Genomic DNA, 21,608 nt, shown 5'->3' with positions numbered 1-21,608 from the left:
TATGTTATTTAAACTTTCCATGTCGGGGCTGAAAAGTAAGCTGAAAGATTATATCGTCTTACTTGTCGGTCTTGTCATGTCCATTTCAATTTTTTACATGTTCCAAACGTTAGCGCTGAATAAAGCGTTTATCGAATCTAACTCAGTTATTCAATCAATTGGATTCGTATTCCAAGCAGGTTCATTTTTACTAGCTATTATAACGTTCTTCTATATTTTATATGCGAACTCTTTCTTATTATCTCTTCGTCAAAAAGAGTTCGGTATGTATATGATGTTAGGAGCAAAAAAGCATAAAGTTACATTACTTATGTTTATTGAAACGATCGTATTAGGCGCTGCGTCTCTTGCGATTGGTATTACAGTTGGTGTAGGACTTGCAGAAGGTATCGGACAGTTATTAATGAAACAGCTTGAATTTGCTGGTGAAGGATATAAAGCATTTTACCTTCCATCTATGACTGTTACTTGCATCTTCTTCTTTGCACTATTTGTATTATCAGCAATTATGAACAGTATTAAATTATCACGTATTTCTGTACTGCAACTTGTACATGCGGATGCACAAACAGAGCGTGTTGCGGTAAAAGGAAAAATGACAGGTGTCGTTGCAATCCTTGCAGTTATTTTATTAGGAATTGGCTATGCATCAATGATTTACATGGAAAAACTAAGAGAAATGGGAATCCTTATTGCATTAATTACAACAACAGCTGGTACTTACATGCTATTTGGATCACTTCTTCCAGTTATTATTAAAAAGTTAAAAAGTAATAAAAAGCGTAGTGAAAAAGGAATTAACGCTTTTACTTTTGCACAATTAAACTTCCGTATTAATAGTTTAACGAAAGTACTTGCGACAGTAGCGATGTTAGTAGCGCTTGGAGCTGGTGCGATTTCAGGTGGTATGGCATTTGAAAATAACGTTATAAAAATGGTTGATGGTTTAGTAATATATGATTCAGTTGTTCATAATCCAACAGCTGAAGAAAAGAAAATTTTAGACGGTATTACATTTAAAGAGAAAAGCGAATATCGTTACAAAGTAGATGATAAATACGTTTACTATGTAAAAGAAGATTTAGAGAAAAATCGTCCTTTAATAAAAGATATGGCGAATATGAAGTCAATGAAAGATTTAGTGAATACGAAGAACGTTTCAGAGGAACTACCAGTAGGTGCAGTTTCTAGAGAAATGAATGAAAAAGGTGCGAACGATAAAGAACTTCCAGAAGAATGGAACGAGGCTTTCAGAACAATCCAGCCGTTTTATGTATATGAGAATCATGCAATTAAAATTGTAGATCAAAAAATGTACGATGCGATAAATGGTAAAGAAGGTATAGCATTTATCGGAAAAACAGAAGACTTTTTAACATATAAAAAAGAATGGAAAAAACTTGACGAGTTGCAGCTAGATAAATATAAAAATGTAACAGCTGAAAGAATGAGCAGTAAATATCAAACTTACGATATGTTCTATGGGATTGCGAGTGGAACAGTATTTATGGGGTTCTTCCTTGGAATTGCATTCTTAGCAATGATGGCAAGTTGTTTAATGTTTAAAATTCTTTCTGGTGCATCAAAAGATATTACGCGTTATCAAATGCTTCGTAAAATCGGTGTGCGCCGTGAGTTATTAACGAAATCGATTTATAAAGAGTTATTTTTAGTATTCTTATTCCCGGCAATTGTGGGTATCACTCACGTATTAGTTGGTATGAATATTTTCGGATTTATTTTAGTTGATCCGTACTTCCGTATTTGGGTGCCAATCGTAATTTTCGTAGTTATTTATGCGATTTATTACTTCATTACAGTTCAATTGTATAAAGGTATTGTTCTTCCGAAAGAAGATTAATACGTAAAAAGCCGAGTGAAAGCACTCGGCTTTTTGTATTTTCAGAAAAAATACTTTAATGTTACTGAAATATATAATATAATGTAAATAAGTAACGTAATATATGAGTATCAGCAACCGAAAAGTGAAAGGAGGAATCCGATCTATAGGAAGAAGCTGAATTTGTACCCCCTATTTTTTCTACCCACACCGTATTTGTACAATCATAAATTTCCAAATGAAAAATTGTCGTAAGAGTATATTGTGAAAATAATGGATAATACATGGAAATCTCATAGCATGATAAGGTAAAATGGACAGGATAATGAGAAAATTACCGTTCATAAGATGAGGAGATACATGTATGGAAGTTGTAGAGGCATTAAAAGATATAAGCCAAATTGAGGATATGAAAAAGTATTTAAAAGAGCACTCGCAGCGAGATTATCTTTTATTTGTTATTGGGATCAACACTGGATTAAAGATTACTGAGCTACTTAGTATGAAATTTGAAGAGGTATTAAATGAAGATGGAACTGTTAAAGAGTTTTATTCTCTTCCTGTAAAAGATGAAAAATTTAAACAAGATATTTATTTAAATACAAAAGTAAAAGAAGCCCTTTTAGAGTACGCACAATCTATTGATGCTCGAAGAGAAAACTACGTATTTCAATCTAATAAAACGACAAATTCAATCTCACGCCAACAAGCGTATCGTGTTATCCATAGCGCAGCTGAAGCGGTTGGGATTGTTGGAAAGATTGGAACGAACTCAATGAGAAAAACATTTGGATTTCATGCGTACAAAAGAGGAATAGCGATTGCGCTATTGCAAAAGCATTTTCATCACGCGACTCCATCAGAGACGCTCAAGTATTTAGGAATCTCAAAAGATGAGAAGTTTAAAACAGAGATTGATGTAGATTTGTAAAAGCCGTAACTAAAAAATTTAGGAGGCGGAAAATATGAATATTAGAGAGAGTGAACTACCGGGTATTGGTTGTAAGTTTGAAGTAATCACAAAAGGTAATGAAAAAATGGTTATCGTTATTCATGATGATGGCCGAAGAGAAATGTATCATTTTGATGCGGATCACGATGAGAGTATTTCAAGCATTTCTCTTCGTGATTCTGAAGCGAGACAAATTGCGGCTATATTAGGCGGAATGGTATATAGGCCGCAAGCGCTAGACACAATTGAGATGGCTTTTGAAGGATTATCAATTGAATGGTTTAAGGTGGAGAATCATGCACCAGTAGTACAACAAACAATTGGTAGCTTACATGTCAGAAAAACATATAACGTAACGATTATTGCTATTTTGAAAAAGAATATGAAGAAATTCTTTAATCCAGGTCCAGACTCTATTATTGAAGCTGGCGATATGCTCGTATTATCGGGTGAAAGACATGAAGTGAAAAGAATTATTAATGAATTGCTTTCAGCAGGAGGTGATTCCTAATCGATGGATACTTTAATCTTTGAAGTTGGAACTGCGTTAGTATTAGTAGCTTTTGCAGCTATCCTCGCTGCGAAGTTAAAGTTCTCGATTATTCCGTTTCTCATTATACTCGGTATGTTAGTGGGGCCTCATGCCCCAGATTTAGGACTTATCGATTTAAGGTTTATTGAAAGCGGAGAAGTTATTTCCTTCCTAGGCCGTGTTGGCGTCATATTCCTCTTATTCTATTTAGGTTTAGAATTCTCAATAAAAAAATTAATTAAATCAGGAAAGTCGATTGCTTTTGGGGGTAGTGTTCATATATCGCTTAATTTCATATTAGGTTTACTTTATGGATATGTTATGGGCTTCCCTTTATTAGAAACGTTAATTATTGCTGGAATCATTACAATTTCATCGAGTGCAATTGTTGCGAAAGTAATTGTTGATTTAAGAAGATCTGGTAATAAAGAGACTGAATTAATATTAGGAATCATTATGTTTGATGATATCTTTTTAGCTGTATATTTATCAGTCGTTTCAGGGTTAGTACTCGGTGGTGCAACATCATTTGTAGGTGCTCTTACATCGGTGTTAATCGCGGTAGGGTATATGCTACTATTCTTTGTAATCGCTAGAAAAGCTACGCCGTTTCTAAATAAAGTATTAGATATTTCGTCAAATGAAATTTTTATTATCGTAATATTCGCTATTTTATTCTTTGTAGCAGGATTTTCAGAAACGATTCATGTTGCTGAGGCAATTGGAGCATTATTGTTAGGACTCGTCTTTTCTGAAACAGAGCATAGTGATCGGATTGAGCATCTCGTCGTTCCGTTTCGTGACTTCTTTGGAGCCATATTCTTTTTCAGTTTCGGTTTAAGTATAGATCCGTTTTCACTTGGAGGAGCAGTGTGGTTGGCATTAGGAGCAGTTTTCATTACGCTCATCGGTAATTTTACAGCTGGAATGATGGCGGGACGTAAAGCCGGGTTATCACATAAGGCTTCTACGAATATTGGTTTAACACTCGTATCACGCGGAGAGTTCTCCATTATTGTAGCCAATATCGGCATTGCGGGTGGTTTAATGGCAACGATTAAACCGTTCTCTGCACTGTACGTTTTAATATTAGCATCGTTAGGACCGTTATTAACGAAAGAGTCTTGGAGAATATATTCCTTACTAGATAAAATCTTTAAATGGAGTGCGAAAGAACGTGCGAAGCGAGAAAAAGAAGTTGGATAGTATACAAAAAGGGAGACTGCATGAACGTCATGCAGTCTCCCTTTTTTATATATTGTTGTTGATGTCGTTTTTTTTCGGTAAGTCGATAGATTCCCAAAATCACTGATATATTTTTAAGTGACAATTTATATAATTTCATTTACCGAAAAACCATTATCTGAATTTCATCAACTATTAATCAGTTGCCTTCCTATTTAAAAACGACTACAATTTTACTGTTATAGATGAACGAAAAAATAGAATAGGAGGGGAGACTATGCCAAGGAAAGTATGGCTATTAGTAGCTGGGATGATTATTAATGTCACGGGTGCTTCTTTTTTATGGCCTTTTAATACAATTTATTTGCATGATCACCTAGGGAAATCTTTATCTGTGGCCGGAATGGTATTAATGATCAACTCGCTTACTGGTGTAATCGGAAACTTGCTCGGCGGTGTTTTATTTGATAAATGGGGCGGTTATAAATCAATTTTATTAGGGATTATTATTACACTCGTATCGATTTTAGGTCTTGTGTTCTTCCACGGTTGGCCGTTATATGTTGTGTGGCTAGCATTAATCGGCTTTGGTTCTGGAATGGTCTTCCCATCGATGTATGCGATGGTCGGTACGGTTTGGCCAGAGGGCGGAAGACGAGCATTTAATGCGATGTATGTTGGACAAAACGTTGGTATTGCGATCGGAACAGCGTGCGGTGGTTTAGTTGCATCTTACCGTTTTGATTATATTTTCTTAGCTAATTTTATTTTATACTTTGTTTTCTTCTTAATTGCTTTTATTGGATTCCGTGGTATGGAAGACAAGAAAGAGCCAGGAGTGCAAAAAGAAGTCGAAACGAAAAAAGGCTGGACACTTACACCTGGATTCAAAGCACTTCTTATCGTATGTGTAGCATATGCTTTATGCTGGGTTACATATGTACAGTGGCAAGGGGCAATTGCAACACATATGCAGGAATTAAATATTAGCCTCCGCCATTATAGTTTATTATGGACGATAAACGGAGCGATGATTGTTTGTGCGCAGCCACTAGTTAGTATGCTAATTCGCTGGATGAAGCGTTCTTTAAAACAACAAATTATGATTGGAATCGTCATTTTTGCGGCGTCATTCATTGTATTAAGTCAAGCGCAGCAATTTACGATGTTCCTCGTTGCGATGGTAACATTAACAATTGGTGAGTTATTTGTATGGCCAGCAGTTCCGACCATTGCAAATATACTTGCGCCAAAAGATAAGTTAGGATTTTATCAAGGCGTTGTAAATAGCGCAGCGACTGTAGGGAAAATGTTCGGACCGGTCGTTGGCGGAGCAATTGTTGATTTATACAATATGGAAGTATTGTTTATAGCAATCATGGTAATGCTTGTAGTAGCGATTATTGCAACGAGTATGTATGATAAACGAGTAAAAGTAGAAGAAACAGTTGAAGAAAAAATTGCAGTTTAGTTTGACGGAACATGTAACATGTTTTAGAATATATTTAAATAAAACAACCTTTGGAACAAGGGAGATAGCTCGGCTGTCCTAAGACTAATTCGTTAGTTATGAAGAGTAACGATTAACCGAGAAGCCTTAGCTTCAAGTAAGCTCTTTAGAGATACGAAGTGATGGGTAGTTCACATTAACTTATATTTGTAATAACAGTGAGAAGGAGTAGTAGTAATAGAAGCTGGTTTAGAGAGTTGACGGTCGGTGCAAGTCAATCCACGTTTCGTTATGAACTCGCCTTTGAGTTGCAGTTGTGAAACTAATAGTAGCAATTGCCGTTAATCCACGTTACGGATCTAAGCGAATGTATATTTGTACATTAATTTAGGGTGGTACCGCGGGAATCTATAACCTCTCGTCCCTTTCTAGGGATGAGAGGTTTTTTGTATTTTGGGCGGTGAAAATAAATAGAATTTCAAGGAGGGTATCTCATGAGCTTTAATCATCAAAATATTGAGAAGAAGTGGCAAGGGTACTGGGAAGAGAATAAAACATTCCGTACGCCAGATGAGACAGAAAAACCAAAATTTTATGCACTAGATATGTTCCCATATCCATCAGGTGCAGGCCTACACGTAGGACATCCAGAAGGTTATACAGCGACAGATATTTTATCTCGTATGAAGCGTATGCAAGGATATAACGTTCTTCATCCAATGGGATGGGATGCATTCGGTCTTCCAGCAGAGCAATATGCACTTGATACTGGAAACAGCCCGGCAGAATTTACAGAGCTTAATATTAATACGTTCCGTAATCAAATTAAAGCATTAGGTTTCTCTTACGATTGGGATCGTGAAGTAAATACAACAGATCCAAACTACTACAAGTGGACACAATGGATCTTCCTAAAACTATTTGAAAAAGGCTTAGCTTACGTTGATGAAGTACCTGTAAACTGGTGCCCAGCACTTGGTACAGTACTTGCAAATGAAGAAATCATTGACGGTAAGAGTGAGCGCGGTGGACATCCAGTTGAGCGTCGTCCGATGAGACAGTGGATGTTAAAAATTACAGCTTACGGAGATCGTCTATTAGAGGATCTAGATGAGCTTGATTGGCCAGAAAGCTTAAAAGATATGCAACGTAACTGGATCGGTCGTTCTGAAGGTGCAGAAGTACACTTCAACATCGATGGTACAGACGAGAAATTCACAGTTTTCACAACGCGTCCTGATACACTATTTGGTGCGAGCTACTGTGTACTTGCTCCAGAGCATGCGCTTGTTGCAGACATTACAACAGCAGAGCAAAAAGAAGCTGTAGAAGCTTACATTAACTCTGTTAAAATGAAGAGCGATTTAGAGCGTACAGAACTTGCGAAAGAGAAAACTGGTGTATTCACTGGTGCTTACGCAGTTAACCCAGTAAACGGTGAGAAATTACCAATCTGGATCGCTGATTACGTTCTTGCAACTTACGGAACAGGTGCTGTAATGGCAGTTCCAGCTCACGATGAGCGTGATTATGAATTCGCATCAGTATTCAATCTTCCAACGAAGGAAGTTGTAAAAGGCGGAGACATTACGAAAGAAGCATACACAGGTGATGGTGCACACGTAAACTCAGCATTCCTTGATGGTTTAAATAAAGAAGAAGCAATCGTAAAAATGATTGAATGGCTTGAAGTAACGAGCGCAGGAAATCAAAAAGTAACGTACCGTCTACGTGACTGGTTATTCAGCCGTCAACGTTACTGGGGTGAGCCAATTCCAGTAATCCACTGGGAAGATGGCACAATGACAGCTGTGAAAGAAGAAGAATTACCATTAGTTCTTCCGAAAACAGAAAACATCCGTCCTTCAGGTACAGGTGAATCACCACTTGCTAACATTGAAGAGTGGGTAAACGTTGTTGATCCTGAAACTGGTAAAAAAGGTCGTCGTGAAACGAATACAATGCCACAATGGGCTGGTAGCTGCTGGTATTACCTACGTTACATCGATCCAAACAATAGCGAAGCACTTGTAGATCCTGAAAAAGTAAAACAATGGCTTCCAGTTGATATTTATATCGGCGGAGCAGAGCACGCTGTACTTCACTTACTATATGCTCGTTTCTGGCATAAAGTATTATATGATATCGGTGTAGTTCCAACGAAAGAGCCGTTCCAACAATTATTCAACCAAGGTATGATTCTAGGTGAAAACAACGAGAAAATGAGTAAATCAAAAGGTAACGTTGTAAACCCTGATGATATCGTAGCAAGCCATGGTGCAGATACACTTCGTCTATACGAAATGTTCATGGGACCGTTAGATGCTTCGATTGCTTGGTCTGAAAATGGTCTTGACGGAGCTCGTCGTTTCCTAGACCGCGTATGGCGTCTATTCGTTCAAGATAATGGTGAATTAAGTGAGAAAATTACTGATGCACCAAATAAAGAGCTTGAAAAAGCTTACCACCAAACAGTGAAGAAAGTAACAGAAGACTATGCAGAGCTTCGCTTCAACACAGCGATTTCTCAAATGATGGTATTCATTAACGATGCATATAAAGCTGAAACACTTCCGAAAGAATATGTAGAAGGTTTCGTAAAAATGATTGCACCAGTTGCACCTCACATCGGGGAAGAACTATGGAGCAAACTTGGATACAATGAAACAATCACATATGCAAGCTGGCCAACATTTGATGAGTCTAAACTTGTAGAAGATGAAGTTGAAATCGTTGTTCAAATTATGGGTAAAGTTCGCGCAAAACTAACAATGAGTAAAGACGCATCAAAAGAAGAAATGGAACAACTTGCACTTGAAGCAATTCAAGACCAAATTGAAGGGAAAACAGTTCGTAAAGTAATTGTTGTTCCTGGAAAACTTGTTAACGTTGTTGCAAACTAATGTATTTTTAAAAAAGCTCAGAGCATCTATGCTCTGAGCTTTTTTGTGTAGAAAATAATTTCAGGATCTCCTTCATCTAAATTTTCAACTATTCCACTACGTACAAATCCATTCGTACTAAAAACTTTCTGCATACTATCGTTTGATTCGTTTGTCGAAGAAAAGATTTTTTGAGTAGGAGAATGACTTAACATATATGAGATTAACGAGCTTGCATAGCCGTGCCTTCTTTTCGCTGGCGAAACGATGATTAATGAGAGGAAAGTACAATCAAAGAAATTTGTATCGTATGTTAGAAAACCAGAGATAGAATTGTTCTCTTTTACAATGATGCATCTGCCCTCATTGATAGTATGTTTAATATAATCTCGTCTACTATCATCTCCGATTACATCAATATCTATATGTAAGATTGCATCTAAGTCATTGATAGAAGCCTTTGTTACGTTTTTCAATGGAAATACCTCCTAAAAAAATATTCAGTTAATTAATTTTAGCATGAAAGAAGAAAAAGGAGCGGAATTCCCATACAGACAAACACCTATTTTTCTATAGGAAATATGATAAAAAAGGTAGGCTAAATTGAGTAGAAGAGGTGAAAGGAATGAAAGGGATGGACAATAATGCACCACATGGTTTCTTCGGAGGCGAATCGGACAGTTATACACAAATGATGTTAATGGGAGGAGCTGGCCAACAAGGGTACGGTGGAATTCCGAGCTGGATGGGTGGAGCAGCAGGAGGATTCCCAACATCGGTAGCTGGCATGCAAACTGGAATGCCTACATCAATGGGGGGATTTTCGACATCAGGGGCTGGAATGCCTACAGTAACAGGAGGATTTCCGACATCAGTAGCTGGCGTACAGACAGGATTTCCAGTAGGAGCACCAACTACATTTCCTTCTTTCGTTGGAGGAGTGCAGACCGGATTTCCGGTACCGGGAGTAGGTGTTGTAGCTGGAGGAATAGGTGGGTATCCGCAAGTTATTCACGGTCATCATGGACATCACCACCATCAAGGTCAACACGGTCATCATGGACACCATCATCACCAAGGCCAACATGGCCATCATGGACACCATCATCACCAAGGCCAACATGGCCATCATGGACACCATCATCACCAAGGTCAACACGGTCATCATGGACACCATCATCACCAAGGTCAACACGGTCATCATGGACACCATCATCATCAAGGCCAACACGGTCACCATGGTCATCAACAACAAGTACATCACCACGGTCACCACCACATTCATCCGCAAGCTGTTCTTTATCAAACGCACCAAGGCCAGCACGGTCATCAAGGTCAGCACGGTCATCAAGGTCATCAAGGTCATCAAGGTCAGCACGGTCAGCACGGTCATCATGATCAGCACGGTCACCATGGTCATCAACAACAAGTACATCACCACGGTCAGCACGGTCATCAAGGTCAACACGGTCACCAAGGCCAACACGGTCAACATGGCCAGCAGGGTCAACAACACCCACAATATCAGCAATATCAACAACAGCAACAATCTTCTCCTTGGGCAGGTGGAATTGGAACGGGAGCAGCAGGAGCAGCGGCAGGAGCAGCTAGCATTAGTGGAGCAGCAGGACACGCGGGACACGTGGGTCATTAATGAATCGCAGGAAAAAAGACATAATAAAAAACTGCTAGGAAATCCTAGCAGTTTTTTTCAGCTTCTTTGCGCTGACGTTCGATTTCAGCACGAAGTTGTGGTTCTGGTGCTTGCCAGCCTTCTGGTTTTAGAATTTTGCCGTCACCTTCACGGAATCGAGGTTTTCCATCAGGGAATAGTTTTGCCATGTTTGCGTTATTTACAATTTCGAATCCTTTATCAGGACGTACGCCCATTTCGGCAAACGTTCCGAATGCAAAGTAAATAAGGTCAATTAGTGCATCATATTGATCTTCAACAGTCGTCGCTTCTAGAAATTCTTCTAGCTCTTCTTGCATAAAACTTGCACGGATTTTTGCACGCTCTTCTGTTAGTTTTGTTGGAGTATTTGTCACAGGATGTCCGAACTCTTCATGCATTTTTGCAACAAGTTCGTACCCTTTATCTAAACCTTTTTCGTTTGTCATGTTGTTTCATCCTTTCTCGCTTTGTCCGAATCTCATTGTAACATAGGGTGATTATGAAATGAAAAGGGACTGTTCAAAAGTTTCATCTTTTAGTTAAGATAGCGATAGTGAAAGATTATATCGACTTAATGACAAAACCCGTTAAAAAGAAAGCCATCCCGCAATACTCTTGGGACAGCCCTGCTCGTTATTTTTCTTCTTTTATTAAAATGGATAAAATAAGATCGATGCCAAACATACCAACGAGCAACATTGGTATAACGACAAGTAAATAACGTGTGAAGGAAACATTTTTTAAGTATGTATGAGCAAATAAAAAGACGCCGAGAAATAAAATACCATTTAAAATAGGCTTTACTAATTTTTTAGACATAAGCTCCCCCATAAATATCTTCTCTCTCTATCTAAAATAAAAACTCCTCTATCCGTTGTATCATGCTGGAGAGAGGAGTTCAATCATTTCTCATTCGATTACACCAGAATTTGTAATATTAACGGTGTATTTTACTTTAATTGGCACATCTTTGTACATTTTTCGCCACTCTTCTAATTTAAATGGACGATAATGTTGTCTATATTTTGCTCCAAGTCCAAGAGGGTCAACATTTAAGGATTTAAACTGTTTAATTAGTTTTGTAGCTTTTGCATCTAACTGTTTCTCAACCGCTTTCGCTATTTTTTGCGTGTTCTTTTTATTTTCTAAGTTGAATTTTCGAGATAATTCTTGAATACGAGCTTCCATTTTCACATGAATATAGAAAGACGGTTTTCCATTTTTTATAGTTACTTCGTAGGTAGGAACGGAACGGATGTTATTAATCATTGCATAGCCAGGATTGGTTTTAAATTCATGTGAATCTAGGCGGTGCTTTTCTAGCAGTCCTTTGAAAACAAACATATCGTGGTACTTAATTGTGCCGACTAACTTATCCTTTTTCAAGAGACCGATACCAGTAATCTTTATTTTATCTCCATGTTTTTTTAGGATAGGCATATAGGAATCCTGTCCTTCACGGTAGTACCTGAAGGCGCCTAAATACAAATTGTCAGTTGGCAAAGGCCCAGTGTCCATATTATGTTCTAACATTTTTTTTATATAAATCGCAACATTGTAAGAGGTACTATATTTTCCTTTAAATAGTTCAGTACCACTGCCTTCTAATAGTCCAACATACAGTGAGTTACCAATATTCACATCTCGAATCAATGTATCAAAGGAAGTTGATAATCCTTTTTTAGCAATCTTTGTTGTGAATAAGGCAACACGCATTTGACCGCTTGCGAACGGTTGCGAAGATTCTAAAGATGTATCTGCCTTTACTTGTTTTACTGCGTTTCCTGTTCCTTCATAGACTTGAACTTTATTTCCCTTTTTTTGTACGGGGCAAACGAATGTAACTTTTACTTTATTATCTTTTGCTGTATCGAAGGCAGTTCCTTGAATGAGCTGAACATCATCAATAATATTTTTTTGTAAACAACCAGTTAGACTGAAGACACTGATGCAAATAAGAAGTATTAATTTTCTTTTGATTTTTTCCATTGTTTTTTCACCCACACAATAATAAATAGAATTGGGATGTATACATAGATAAGCCAAAAACTAACTTTAGATACATTGCTAATAAAATCATTAATATCATGCCTGTTCGTTAGAAGTTGTGAAACAACTAAGGTGATAAGCATAAATGCGATTAAAATACCTCGTTGCTTCACACGAAAGATTTCATGCGTTCCTCTAGTTGCGGCCCATAAAGGTAGGATAAAGCTGGTAATAATAACGAGAGCATAACCAGAAATAGCAATATACTCAAGTCGCTCAATAAAAGGAAGCTTAATAACTTGTGTCATGGACAGTTGAGACCAGATTGTTTTGAGTAGTTGTTTTTCGCTAAAGAATGTAAAAGCGAGAATGGTACTAAACAAATATAGAATATTGGAAAATAATGCCCCGTATTGTGCGAATTTATGGGATTTCTCTGGTTCTTTAACAAATGGATAAATCATCAGGAAAATTTCAAATCCTGTCATGCTATAAATAGATAGTTGAGCTGCTTTCAAAATATCGGTAAAAGAATGTGAAAATATTGGAAGTAAGTTATCCCAATGTGAGAATTTTAAAATGAAAAGGCTTAGAAAAAGATAACCTAATGTCCCACCAACAGAAATAACACAAATTCCTGCAATAACGCGAAAACCTGATGAAATAATGTAATAACTTATTAAACATAAAAAGAATGTGAGCATCCAGGTGGATGCACTAGGAAACATCCACACTTGAATGATTTCGACATAAGTTCTAACAACAGAAATGCTTACAATAAAAAAATAAATCATAAAAAGGATACTAATACCATTTCCAATCCATTTTCCAAAAAGTTGTTTGTGTAAATCAATTAAGTTTCCCTCTACATTTTTTAATGAATAATACATCATCCAGATGAGAATATGAATAATGATTCCTGTGAGGAGAACCCCCATCCAGCCGTCGTATCCAGCAGCTTTTGCAATAATTCGAGCGAACCCGAGAACACCAGCACCAAACTGTGCACTGTGAATTAAGAAGAAAACAAAGATAGGAGATATTTGATATTTTTCTTGAACTTTACTCATCAATGCACCTCATTTCTTACTCATCGAAGTCTGATCTATGTTTTGTTGAAATTCCTTTTGCTGCTTTTTTTACATGTTGTGGTCTTGCTTGTACATCTCTTGTATCAATCATTGTTAAAGGAAAACGAATCCAAGAATCCTTAACGGATTGTTGTCTTGTCGGATAAAACAAAGCGTACGGTTTACGTAAGGAAGTAAGCCTGAATAGATGAGTAAATAAAAAGATAAATCCAAGAGAAATCCCGAAGAGCCCTCCTATTTCTGCGAATGCTAGAAACGGAAAACGTAGTAATCGAACTGCATTACCCATTTTATAAATAGGTGTAATAAAGGAAGCAAGTGCTGATAAGGCAACGATAATTAATAAAATGTTACTCGTTAAACCAGCTTGTACAGATGCTTGTCCGATTACGATACCGCCTACAATACCGAGTGTTTGACCAACTTTCATCGGTAACCTCGCGCCAGCCTCTCTTAATAAATCGATTGCGAGTTCTAAAAAGAGTGCTTCAATTAAAGGTGGGAACGGTACTTGCGCCCTTGATAAAATCAAAGTTTCAAGTAAATCACTCGGAATGAGTTCATAATGATAATTTAAAACTGCAACATATAAAGGTGTAGCACAGATTGAAAATAGAACAGCGATAAGGCGTAAAATGCGTGAAAATGTAGCGTATAACCAAGAGACGTTATAGTCTTCTGGTGAAATGAAAAAATCGAAATAGGATACAGGTGTTAGTAAAACGCTTGGAGAACCATCCACAAAAATAGCAATTTTCCCATCAATGAGTGCTTTTGTCACTCTATCAGTACGTTCTGTATTGATATAGAGAGGGAAAATCGACTTTTCACCCATTAGTTCTTGTATATAAGCACTATCATTAATTTGATCATATTCAAGAGCACGTAATGACTCCTCGAGAAAATCTACATTATCTTTTTCGGCGAGGTTGTCTAAATACATCATGACAACTTTCGTTTTGGAAAATTCGCCGACAATCATTTCTTTTGTTTGTAAATCTAAAACAGGAAGGCGTTTTCGTACTAAATTAATATTCGTATCAATAGCTTCTACAAAGCCTTCTTGTGGACCGATAACTGTTGATTCATTTAATGGAGGGCTTGGTGCCCGGTAAGTATCAATTGCAATGTTTGCAAGCATACACTTTTGATCTTGCTGATTCAATTGAATAATCGCATGTCCCTTTAAAACCATGTCCTCAATTTTTTGTAAGTCGTTCGTAATTGTAATACCACTCATCGGAATATGTTCTTTTAGCTCTTCTAATGAAGTACAAGGTCGTTCTAACAGAATAGGCATTAAATATTTCTGTAATTTCTCTCCATCAAGTGAAGGACGATAGTAAGAAATCCAATAAGGCATCGTTTCATCATCAGATGTGTGATAATTAACAAAATCACTAGACTGTTTAAGCTTTGCTATTAAATCTTGTAGAGAATGAATACGGTCTTTTTCTGGTTTCGTAAAATCATAAATACTATTATTTCCAGAGTTTTGCTGTTTATCTTGAGATGAGTTATCTTGCTTAGAGCTTTGCTGTTGATCTTGGGCCGAGTTGTCTTGTTTAGAATTTTGTTGCTGATTCTGATCGGAGTCGTTTTGCTTAGAGTGTTGTTGCTGATTCTGATCGGAGTCGTTTTGTTTAGAGTGTTGCTGATTCTGATCCGAGTCGTTTTGTTTAGAGTGTTGTTGATTCTGATTCGAGTCGTCTTGTTTAGAATTTTGTTGTTGATTCTGATCCGAGCCGTTTTGCTTAGAGTGTTGTTGTTGATTCTGATCCGGGTCGTTTTGTTTAGAGTGTTGCTGATTCTGATCGGAGTCGTTTTGTTTAGAGTGTTGTTGATTCTGATTCGAGTCGTCTTGTTTAGAATTTTGTTGTTGATTCTGATCCGAGCCGTTTTGCTTAGAGTATTGTTGTTGATTCTGATCCGGGTCGTTTTGCTTAGAGTGTTGTTGCTGATTCTGATCGGAGTCGTTTTGTTTAGAGTGTTGTTGTTGATTCTGATCTGAGTCGTCTTGTTTAGAATTTTGTTGTTGCTGCGGATCCTGAGAAGGCTCTTTGTGTTCCTCTTTTTTTTGTTCGCTATTGCTATCTTTATTATGTTTCATACTTCTAGTCTGTTCTTTGTTATCATCCTCTTGATTGTTAGGCTGTTGCTCCGAGTTATCTGTTTCGTTTTTCTCTGTCGTATTTGATTTTTTTTTCTTACGTAGCCAATTCCAGATCATATGTATGCCCTCTTTGATTGTGTAATATAGTGCTATTTTGTGGCTAATTTTGTATATTATTCATTTATTTATGAAAAGAAGGAGGAGAATGGTTTGCATAGAAAAAATCCTTTAGTAAGCAGTTCATACTATGACGGGAAGAGGGCGAGTCTGTGCAATTTGTAAAAAAAGAAAAATTTGTTTTAAGAGAGTTTACGTTTGAAAATGGTAGGGGAATTCCTGTTCAAATGGGGTATGAGACGTATGGTACTTTAAATAGAGAAAGGTCAAATGCAATTTTGGTATGCCATTATTTTAGTGCAACGAGTCACGCGGCAGGAAAATATACAGCGCATGATGGGGAGTCTGGTTGGTGGGATGGTTTAATTGGGCCGGGAAAAGCAATTGATACAAATAAATATTTTGTTATATGCACTGATAATCTTTGTAATGTACAGGTGAAGAACCCTTATGTGTTTACAACGGGACCGAAATCGATTCATCCGAAAACTGGAGATGAATATGCGATGGATTTTCCGGTTTTTACATTTCTTGATGTAGCTCGTATGCAATATGAGTTAATAAAAGATATGGGAATCTCAAGGTTACATGCTGTAATGGGACCGTCAGCTGGTGGGATGATTGCGCAGCAATGGGCTGTTCATTATCCTCATATGGTAGAGCAGATGATTGGTGTTATTACGAACCCGCAAAATCCAATTATTACGTCGGTAAATGTAGCACAAAATGCAATTGAGGCTATTCAACTGGATCCAAGTTGGAAGGGCGGAAAATATGGAGAAGAGCAGCCAATGAAGGGACTTCATTTAGCAAATAGAATGATGTTTATGAACGCATTTGATGAGCATTTTTATGAAACAACATTCCCTCGTAATAGTATAGAAGTAGAACCTTATGAAAAGTTTTCGATATTAACATCATTTGAGAAAGAAATAAATAAAGTGACATATAGAAGTATAGAGTTAGTAGATGCAAATTCGTGGATATACACTGCGAAAGCAGTTTTATTACATGATATTGCGCATGGATTTTCGTCTTTAGAAGAGGCACTGTCTAACATAGAAGCAAATGTACTTATGATTCCGTGCAAACAAGATTTGCTTCAGCCGTCACGTTATAATTATAAAATGGTAGACATTTTGCAAAAACAAGGGAAGTATGCGGAAGTGTATGAGATAGAAAGTATAAATGGGCATATGGCGGGAGCATTTGATATTCATTTATTTGAAAAGAAAGTTTATGAATTTTTAAATCGGAAAGTATCTAGTTTGGTGTAGAGAATAAATGGTGTGAAAAAGGTGCGATGTATGTAGTAGGCACCTTTTTTTACATGATTTGTAGACGGAAAATATAAGTGGCAATTGCTATACCGAAGAATGCGATACTAAGCAATAGAAATAAGAATGACATTTCTTGTGGTGATTTTATCTTTTTATTATTCTTCATACTAAGTGCAATAATTGCGGCGATTAAGAAAATGATGCCCGTAATGAAAAGAAAAAGTGTCATTTTCATTGGCTCCTTTCATAAAACAAGTATATTGAGGATACAATGCACGAGTTATGTTTGTAAAGAATAAGTTTTGCAGGAAAATTGAGAAATAAAATTTCCAATCTTTGCGTTCTTTCTTTCGCATGCTAAAATTGATGAGAAATGGTTGTTTAAAGAAGAGATTAAAGGTTTTATTGTATATAAGGAGGAACGACATATGACAGAAGTTAAAATAATTACTACAGAAGAAGTGCAAGAGCGTTTAGAAAGTGGAGAAACGTTATTTTTAGTAGACGTAAGGGAAGATGAAGAAGTAGCAGCAGGGAAAATTCCAGAAGCTGTACATATTAAAATGGGTGATATCCCAAATAAAGTAGATTTCTTTGATAAAGAGAATGAATATATCTTTATTTGTCGCTCGGGAATGCGCAGTGAAAATGTATGCCATTATTTAAATGAGCAAGGATTTAAAACAATGAACATGGTTGGCGGTATGCTTCAATATGAAGGTGAAACGAAATAAGTAGCTAAAAAACTTGAAACGTGTTTGTTTCAAGTTTTTTTCTTTTGCATACAGTGTACAAAAGGGGGATAGGTAAATGGGGATTAACTTGCGGAAAGTAAAAATTATTAATAATACAGGGGCTGTTAATGTTGGTGACTGTTATGATATCTCACCTTTAGCTGTAGCGAAAATATATGCAGGTGCTGGAGGATCGAGTGCAGCTATTTTTTTAAATGGGAAAAGACAGTCAGAAGCAGTGATTAGAACATCAGTGTTTCTTCCGCCATTAGCAACGAGTACACGTACATTAGGTTCATAGAGGAAAGGTAGAGTGTAATTATGCCTGCTCGTATAAAAGAGTTTATTATTGTGAATAACACTGGGAATATATTTACCGGTGATAATTTGAGTGATACGTCCTTTACTGCTACGAAATCGTATAGTGGTTCAATGGGGTGTACTTGGATTGATGTTGTTACAGTAATAGGAACGGAGACAAAGCTTTGTTTACAGCCTGGAGATTCGGTGACGACAACATATACACGAGGTACTCCGGCTGGTACTGTAACAGGAACAAATATGGGGCAAGGTACAAATGTATCGGGTATAGCACAAGCCGTCCCAAATACAGATAATTTGGATTCAACTGCTGGACTCCCTTAAAGAATTAAGGGAGTTTTTATTATTTCAAATAAAAATAGTCTTGGAGATTGTTTTTGTAAATACACATTAAGAAGAGGTTTGTTTAATGTAAAAAAGATAGTGTGTAGGTGGTGAAAGTGTGAGAGAGCGCGATAAACAAAATTCATTAAACTCTAATTTCAGAATTTCACCAAATCTTATTGGGCCTACCTTTCCTCCCGTTCCAACGGGATTTACTGGTATTGGGATTACTGGTCCAACCGGCCCGCAAGGTCCGACTGGACCACAAGGACCAAGGGGATTTCAAGGTCCGATGGGAGAGAGGGGCCCGACAGGACCTCAAGGAGTGCAAGGGATTCAAGGGCCAGTTGGACCAATGGGGGCAACAGGACCAGAAGGACAGCAGGGGCCACAAGGATTGAGGGGACCAAAAGGAGAAACGGGAGCGACAGGACCAGAAGGAGTGCAAGGGTTACAAGGTCCGATTGGTCCGACCGGAGCGACTGGGGCACAAGGTATACAGGGGATACAGGGGTTACAGGGGCCGATTGGAGCTACCGGGCCAGAGGGACCTCAAGGAATTCAAGGAGTGCAAGGGTTACCGGGAGCAACAGGTCCACAAGGAATACAAGGAGCGCAAGGGATACAAGGCCCACAAGGACCGAGTGGAAGTGCGGGGACAACAGGAGCAACTGGTCAAGGGGTTACAGGCCCAACTGGAATAACAGGTCCAACAGGGATAACGGGTCCATCTGGAGGACCACCAGGTCCGACAGGGGCAACTGGTGCGACAGGTCCAGGAGGTGGACCGAGTGGAAGTACAGGTGCGACGGGAGCAACGGGAAATACAGGGGTAACAGGAAGTACAGGTGTAACTGGAGTAACGGGAAATACAGGACCGACTGGAAGTACAGGAGAAACAGGAGTACAGGGATTGCAAGGAATACAAGGGGTTCAAGGGCAAATTGGACCAACAGGTCCAGAAGGTCCGCAAGGTATTCAAGGTATTCCGGGTCCGACGGGCATAACTGGTGAACAAGGAATACAAGGAGTTCAGGGAATTCAAGGGATAACAGGGGCAACTGGAGATCAAGGTCCGCAAGGTATACAGGGGGCTATTGGACCACAAGGTGTGACCGGAGCAACTGGTGATCAAGGTCCACAAGGAATTCAAGGGGTACCAGGTCCAACAGGAGAAACGGGACCACAAGGAGTTCAAGGGATTCAAGGCCCGATGGGTGAGATCGGACCAACAGGACCAGAAGGACCAGAAGGACTTCAAGGTCCGCAAGGAATACAAGGGGTGCCAGGACCAGCTGGAGCAACCGGTCCAGAGGGTCCGCAAGGTATACAGGGAATTCAAGGGCCAATAGGAGCAACCGGTCCAGAAGGTCAACAAGGAATTCAAGGAATTCAAGGGGTTCAAGGTGTAACAGGAGCAACAGGAGCACAAGGAGCAACTGGAATTCAAGGTGTACAAGGGAATATAGGTGCAACAGGTCCAGAGGGCCCGCAAGGAGTGCAAGGTACTCAAGGGGAAATAGGCCCAACAGGTCCAATGGGAGCACAGGGCGTGCAAGGTATTCAAGGAATTCAAGGTCCAACGGGTGCGCAAGGAGTGCAGGGGCCACAGGGAATTCAAGGGGGCCAAGGTCCGACGGGAGCAAAAGGAGATACGGGCGTAACTGGTGCGACAGGGGAAGGAACTACAGGCCCAACTGGAGTAACCGGTCCAACAGGGGTAACTGGTCCTTCTGGAGGACCAGCAGGACCGAGTGGTCCAACGGGGCCATCAGGTCCGACGGGAGTGACAGGTCCATCCGGTGGACCACCTGGACCGACAGGAGCAACCGGGGAGACAGGAGCAACTGGAGATACCGGGGCGACAGGCTCAACTGGAGTGACCGGAGCGACAGGAGAAACAGGAGCAACTGGGGTGACGGGCTTACAGGGACCCCAAGGAATTCAAGGTGTGCAAGGAATCCAAGGTCCAACAGGCGCGCAAGGAGTGCAAGGGCCTCAAGGGATACAAGGAGTAACGGGAGCAACAGGAGATCAAGGTCCACAGGGAATCCAGGGTCCGCAAGGAATTCAAGGTCCAACCGGTCCACAAGGAATTCAAGGAGATCAAGGCCCCCAAGGAATCCAAGGTGTGACAGGGGCAACCGGAGCACAAGGTCCGCAGGGAATTCAGGGGATACAAGGGGTGCAAGGTCCGACTGGTCCACAAGGCCCAACCGGAATTCAAGGTGTTCAAGGAGAAATAGGGCCAACCGGTCCGCAAGGCGTGCAAGGATTGCAAGGTCCACAAGGCCCAACAGGGGATACTGGGGCAACCGGAGCACAAGGCCCGCAAGGAATTCAAGGAATTCAAGGTCCACAAGGCCCAACGGGATCCACTGGAGAAACCGGAGCGACAGGTCCTCAAGGGATTCAAGGCCCCCAAGGAATCCAAGGTCCAACGGGAGTAACAGGCTCCCAAGGCCCAACAGGGTCCACTGGTCCAACCGGTTCGCAAGGAATTCAAGGTCCAACAGGCCCAACTGGAGCGGGAGCAACCGGGGCCACGGGAGCAACGGGTGTGACCGGAGTTAGTACAACTGCAACGTACTCATTTGCAAATAATACATCAGGAAGTGCTATTTCTGTTCTGTTAGGTGGTACGAATGTACCGTTACCGAACAATCAAAATATTGGACCAGGGATCACTGTTAACGGTACGAATACTGTATTCACAGTTGCGAATGCAGGGAATTATTATATAGCTTATACAATTAATATAACGGCAGCTTTACTCGTAAGTTCACGTATAACTGTAAACGGGGTTCAACTTGCAGGAACCGTTAATTCACCAGCAGTAGCTACAGGTTCGTTTAATGCGACAATCATTGCTAATTTGCCTGCTGGAGCCGCTATTAGTCTGCAGTTATTTGGATTACTTGCAATAGCTACATTATCTACGACAACACCAGGAGCTACGCTAACTATTATTAGGTTAAGTTAATAGGGAGAAAACCTTGGGGCTTTTATGCTTCAAGGTTTTTTATCTCGCATTAATTGCCCGTAAAAGCCCGATTGGTGAGGGCTGATTAAAGTTTCACTTTATCTAGTTATTTGTAGGTAGTCTAATTGGTTAGGAAAGTT

The 21,608-nt window shown here is 39.2% G+C and carries 19 protein-coding genes and 1 other annotated feature; of the genes, 12 read left to right on the top strand and 7 right to left on the bottom strand.

Translation table 11 applies throughout. The annotated features are described in order from the left end of the window. Position 1: 1 nt before the first annotated feature. From MKX31_RS21655 to leuS, 6 genes are all read left to right on the top strand, one after another. Positions 2-1,861, top strand: coding sequence for an FtsX-like permease family protein (locus MKX31_RS21655; protein ID WP_262786998.1), 1,860 nt, complete (start codon positions 2-4; stop codon positions 1,859-1,861). Between the two features lie 343 nt (positions 1,862-2,204). Beyond that, positions 2,205-2,771, top strand: coding sequence for a tyrosine-type recombinase/integrase (locus tag MKX31_RS21650; RefSeq protein WP_064474516.1), 567 nt, complete (start codon positions 2,205-2,207; stop codon positions 2,769-2,771). Positions 2,772-2,805: 34 nt separating this feature from the next. Continuing rightward, positions 2,806-3,303 (top strand): cation:proton antiporter regulatory subunit, encoded by a 498-nt coding sequence (locus tag MKX31_RS21645; protein WP_048540799.1) that lies wholly within the window; start codon positions 2,806-2,808, stop codon positions 3,301-3,303. A gap of 3 nt (positions 3,304-3,306) precedes the next feature. Next, a complete protein-coding gene (locus tag MKX31_RS21640; protein ID WP_048540797.1) occupies positions 3,307-4,530 on the top strand; it encodes a cation:proton antiporter in 1,224 nt (407 codons plus the stop codon). A gap of 256 nt (positions 4,531-4,786) precedes the next feature. Beyond that, positions 4,787-5,980 (top strand): MDR family MFS transporter, encoded by a 1,194-nt coding sequence (locus MKX31_RS21635; RefSeq protein WP_064474517.1) that lies wholly within the window; start codon positions 4,787-4,789, stop codon positions 5,978-5,980. A gap of 188 nt (positions 5,981-6,168) precedes the next feature. Next, positions 6,169-6,388: a binding site (T-box leader), on the top strand. A gap of 65 nt (positions 6,389-6,453) precedes the next feature. Beyond that, positions 6,454-8,862 (top strand): leucine--tRNA ligase, encoded by a 2,409-nt coding sequence (gene leuS, locus MKX31_RS21630; protein WP_262786999.1) that lies wholly within the window; start codon positions 6,454-6,456, stop codon positions 8,860-8,862. A 26-nt stretch (positions 8,863-8,888) separates the two neighbouring features. On the opposite strand, the gene MKX31_RS21625 is transcribed toward leuS, so the two are convergent. After that, positions 8,889-9,317 (bottom strand): GNAT family N-acetyltransferase, encoded by a 429-nt coding sequence (locus MKX31_RS21625; RefSeq protein ID WP_064474519.1) that lies wholly within the window; start codon positions 9,315-9,317, stop codon positions 8,889-8,891. Positions 9,318-9,466: 149 nt separating this feature from the next. Here MKX31_RS21625 and MKX31_RS21620 point away from each other — a divergent pair, with 149 nt between their 5' ends. Further along, complete coding sequence (locus tag MKX31_RS21620; protein WP_340981498.1) at positions 9,467-10,495, top strand: hypothetical protein; 1,029 nt, start codon at positions 9,467-9,469, stop codon at positions 10,493-10,495. A gap of 44 nt (positions 10,496-10,539) precedes the next feature. Here the strand turns inward: MKX31_RS21620 and MKX31_RS21615 are convergent, their stop codons facing one another. From MKX31_RS21615 to MKX31_RS21595, 5 genes are all read right to left on the bottom strand, one after another. After that, a complete protein-coding gene (locus tag MKX31_RS21615) occupies positions 10,540-10,962 on the bottom strand; it encodes an HAD family hydrolase (protein ID WP_048562049.1) in 423 nt (140 codons plus the stop codon). 187 nt (positions 10,963-11,149) lie between these two features. Then, on the bottom strand, positions 11,150-11,335 hold the full coding sequence (locus tag MKX31_RS21610; protein WP_000038782.1) for a hypothetical protein: 186 nt from the start codon (positions 11,333-11,335) through the stop codon (positions 11,150-11,152). A gap of 90 nt (positions 11,336-11,425) precedes the next feature. Then, on the bottom strand, positions 11,426-12,505 hold the full coding sequence (locus tag MKX31_RS21605) for a Ger(x)C family spore germination protein (protein ID WP_088047661.1): 1,080 nt from the start codon (positions 12,503-12,505) through the stop codon (positions 11,426-11,428). Next, positions 12,481-13,575 (bottom strand): spore germination protein, encoded by a 1,095-nt coding sequence (locus tag MKX31_RS21600; protein WP_064474522.1) that lies wholly within the window; start codon positions 13,573-13,575, stop codon positions 12,481-12,483. Before MKX31_RS21600 ends, MKX31_RS21605 begins: the two co-directional genes overlap by 25 nt. Before the next feature lie 16 nt (positions 13,576-13,591). After that, the gene (locus MKX31_RS21595) at positions 13,592-15,826 is read right to left on the bottom strand and encodes a spore germination protein (protein ID WP_340981497.1); all 2,235 of its coding nucleotides are present in this window, start codon (positions 15,824-15,826) and stop codon (positions 13,592-13,594) included. A gap of 152 nt (positions 15,827-15,978) precedes the next feature. Between MKX31_RS21595 and MKX31_RS21590 the strand changes: the two genes are divergently transcribed. Continuing rightward, on the top strand, positions 15,979-17,103 hold the full coding sequence (locus tag MKX31_RS21590) for an alpha/beta fold hydrolase (RefSeq protein WP_340981496.1): 1,125 nt from the start codon (positions 15,979-15,981) through the stop codon (positions 17,101-17,103). A 49-nt stretch (positions 17,104-17,152) separates the two neighbouring features. Here the strand turns inward: MKX31_RS21590 and MKX31_RS21585 are convergent, their stop codons facing one another. Further along, entirely contained in the window at positions 17,153-17,335 is a 183-nt protein-coding gene (locus tag MKX31_RS21585; protein ID WP_000171896.1) for a hypothetical protein, read from the bottom strand. Positions 17,336-17,534: 199 nt separating this feature from the next. Here MKX31_RS21585 and MKX31_RS21580 point away from each other — a divergent pair, with 199 nt between their 5' ends. From MKX31_RS21580 to MKX31_RS21565, 4 genes are all read left to right on the top strand, one after another. Continuing rightward, positions 17,535-17,840: a rhodanese-like domain-containing protein gene (locus MKX31_RS21580; protein WP_064474524.1), complete on the top strand. Its 306-nt coding sequence runs from the start codon at positions 17,535-17,537 to the stop codon at positions 17,838-17,840. Between the two features lie 76 nt (positions 17,841-17,916). Beyond that, positions 17,917-18,141: a spore germination protein gene (locus tag MKX31_RS21575; RefSeq protein WP_064474525.1), complete on the top strand. Its 225-nt coding sequence runs from the start codon at positions 17,917-17,919 to the stop codon at positions 18,139-18,141. Positions 18,142-18,161: 20 nt separating this feature from the next. Beyond that, positions 18,162-18,485 (top strand): hypothetical protein, encoded by a 324-nt coding sequence (locus MKX31_RS21570; RefSeq protein ID WP_064474526.1) that lies wholly within the window; start codon positions 18,162-18,164, stop codon positions 18,483-18,485. A gap of 118 nt (positions 18,486-18,603) precedes the next feature. Continuing rightward, positions 18,604-21,468 carry a BclA-related collagen-like exosporium protein gene (locus MKX31_RS21565; protein WP_064474527.1) on the top strand — a complete coding sequence of 955 codons (2,865 nt, stop codon included), beginning with the start codon at positions 18,604-18,606 and terminating at the stop codon, positions 21,466-21,468. Positions 21,469-21,608: the final 140 nt, after the last annotated feature.

The sequence above is a fragment of the Bacillus sp. FSL M8-0063 genome (genome assembly GCF_038005545.1).
GTDB lineage: Bacteria > Bacillota > Bacilli > Bacillales > Bacillaceae_G > Bacillus_A > Bacillus_A wiedmannii.
Note: the sequence above shows the minus strand (reverse complement) of the source record. Positions and strands in the feature narration are given on the sequence as shown.

Bases quoted from the DNA above. Each gene is read 5' to 3' on its own strand.
- MKX31_RS21655 (WP_262786998.1), top strand. From the start codon at position 2: ATGTTATTTAAACTTTCCATGTCGGGGCTGAAAAGTAAGCTGAAAGAT.
- MKX31_RS21650 (WP_064474516.1), top strand. From the start codon at position 2,205: ATGGAAGTTGTAGAGGCATTAAAAGATATAAGCCAAATTGAGGATATG.
- MKX31_RS21645 (WP_048540799.1), top strand. From the start codon at position 2,806: ATGAATATTAGAGAGAGTGAACTACCGGGTATTGGTTGTAAGTTTGAA.
- MKX31_RS21640 (WP_048540797.1), top strand. From the start codon at position 3,307: ATGGATACTTTAATCTTTGAAGTTGGAACTGCGTTAGTATTAGTAGCT.
- MKX31_RS21635 (WP_064474517.1), top strand. From the start codon at position 4,787: ATGCCAAGGAAAGTATGGCTATTAGTAGCTGGGATGATTATTAATGTC.
- leuS (WP_262786999.1), top strand. From the start codon at position 6,454: ATGAGCTTTAATCATCAAAATATTGAGAAGAAGTGGCAAGGGTACTGG.
- MKX31_RS21620 (WP_340981498.1), top strand. From the start codon at position 9,467: ATGAAAGGGATGGACAATAATGCACCACATGGTTTCTTCGGAGGCGAA.
- MKX31_RS21615 (WP_048562049.1), bottom strand. From the start codon at position 10,962: ATGACAAACGAAAAAGGTTTAGATAAAGGGTACGAACTTGTTGCAAAA.
- MKX31_RS21610 (WP_000038782.1), bottom strand. From the start codon at position 11,335: ATGTCTAAAAAATTAGTAAAGCCTATTTTAAATGGTATTTTATTTCTC.
- MKX31_RS21605 (WP_088047661.1), bottom strand. From the start codon at position 12,505: ATGGAAAAAATCAAAAGAAAATTAATACTTCTTATTTGCATCAGTGTC.
- MKX31_RS21600 (WP_064474522.1), bottom strand. From the start codon at position 13,575: ATGAGTAAAGTTCAAGAAAAATATCAAATATCTCCTATCTTTGTTTTC.
- MKX31_RS21595 (WP_340981497.1), bottom strand. From the start codon at position 15,826: ATGATCTGGAATTGGCTACGTAAGAAAAAAAAATCAAATACGACAGAG.
- MKX31_RS21585 (WP_000171896.1), bottom strand. From the start codon at position 17,335: ATGACACTTTTTCTTTTCATTACGGGCATCATTTTCTTAATCGCCGCA.
- MKX31_RS21580 (WP_064474524.1), top strand. From the start codon at position 17,535: ATGACAGAAGTTAAAATAATTACTACAGAAGAAGTGCAAGAGCGTTTA.
- MKX31_RS21575 (WP_064474525.1), top strand. From the start codon at position 17,917: ATGGGGATTAACTTGCGGAAAGTAAAAATTATTAATAATACAGGGGCT.
- MKX31_RS21570 (WP_064474526.1), top strand. From the start codon at position 18,162: ATGCCTGCTCGTATAAAAGAGTTTATTATTGTGAATAACACTGGGAAT.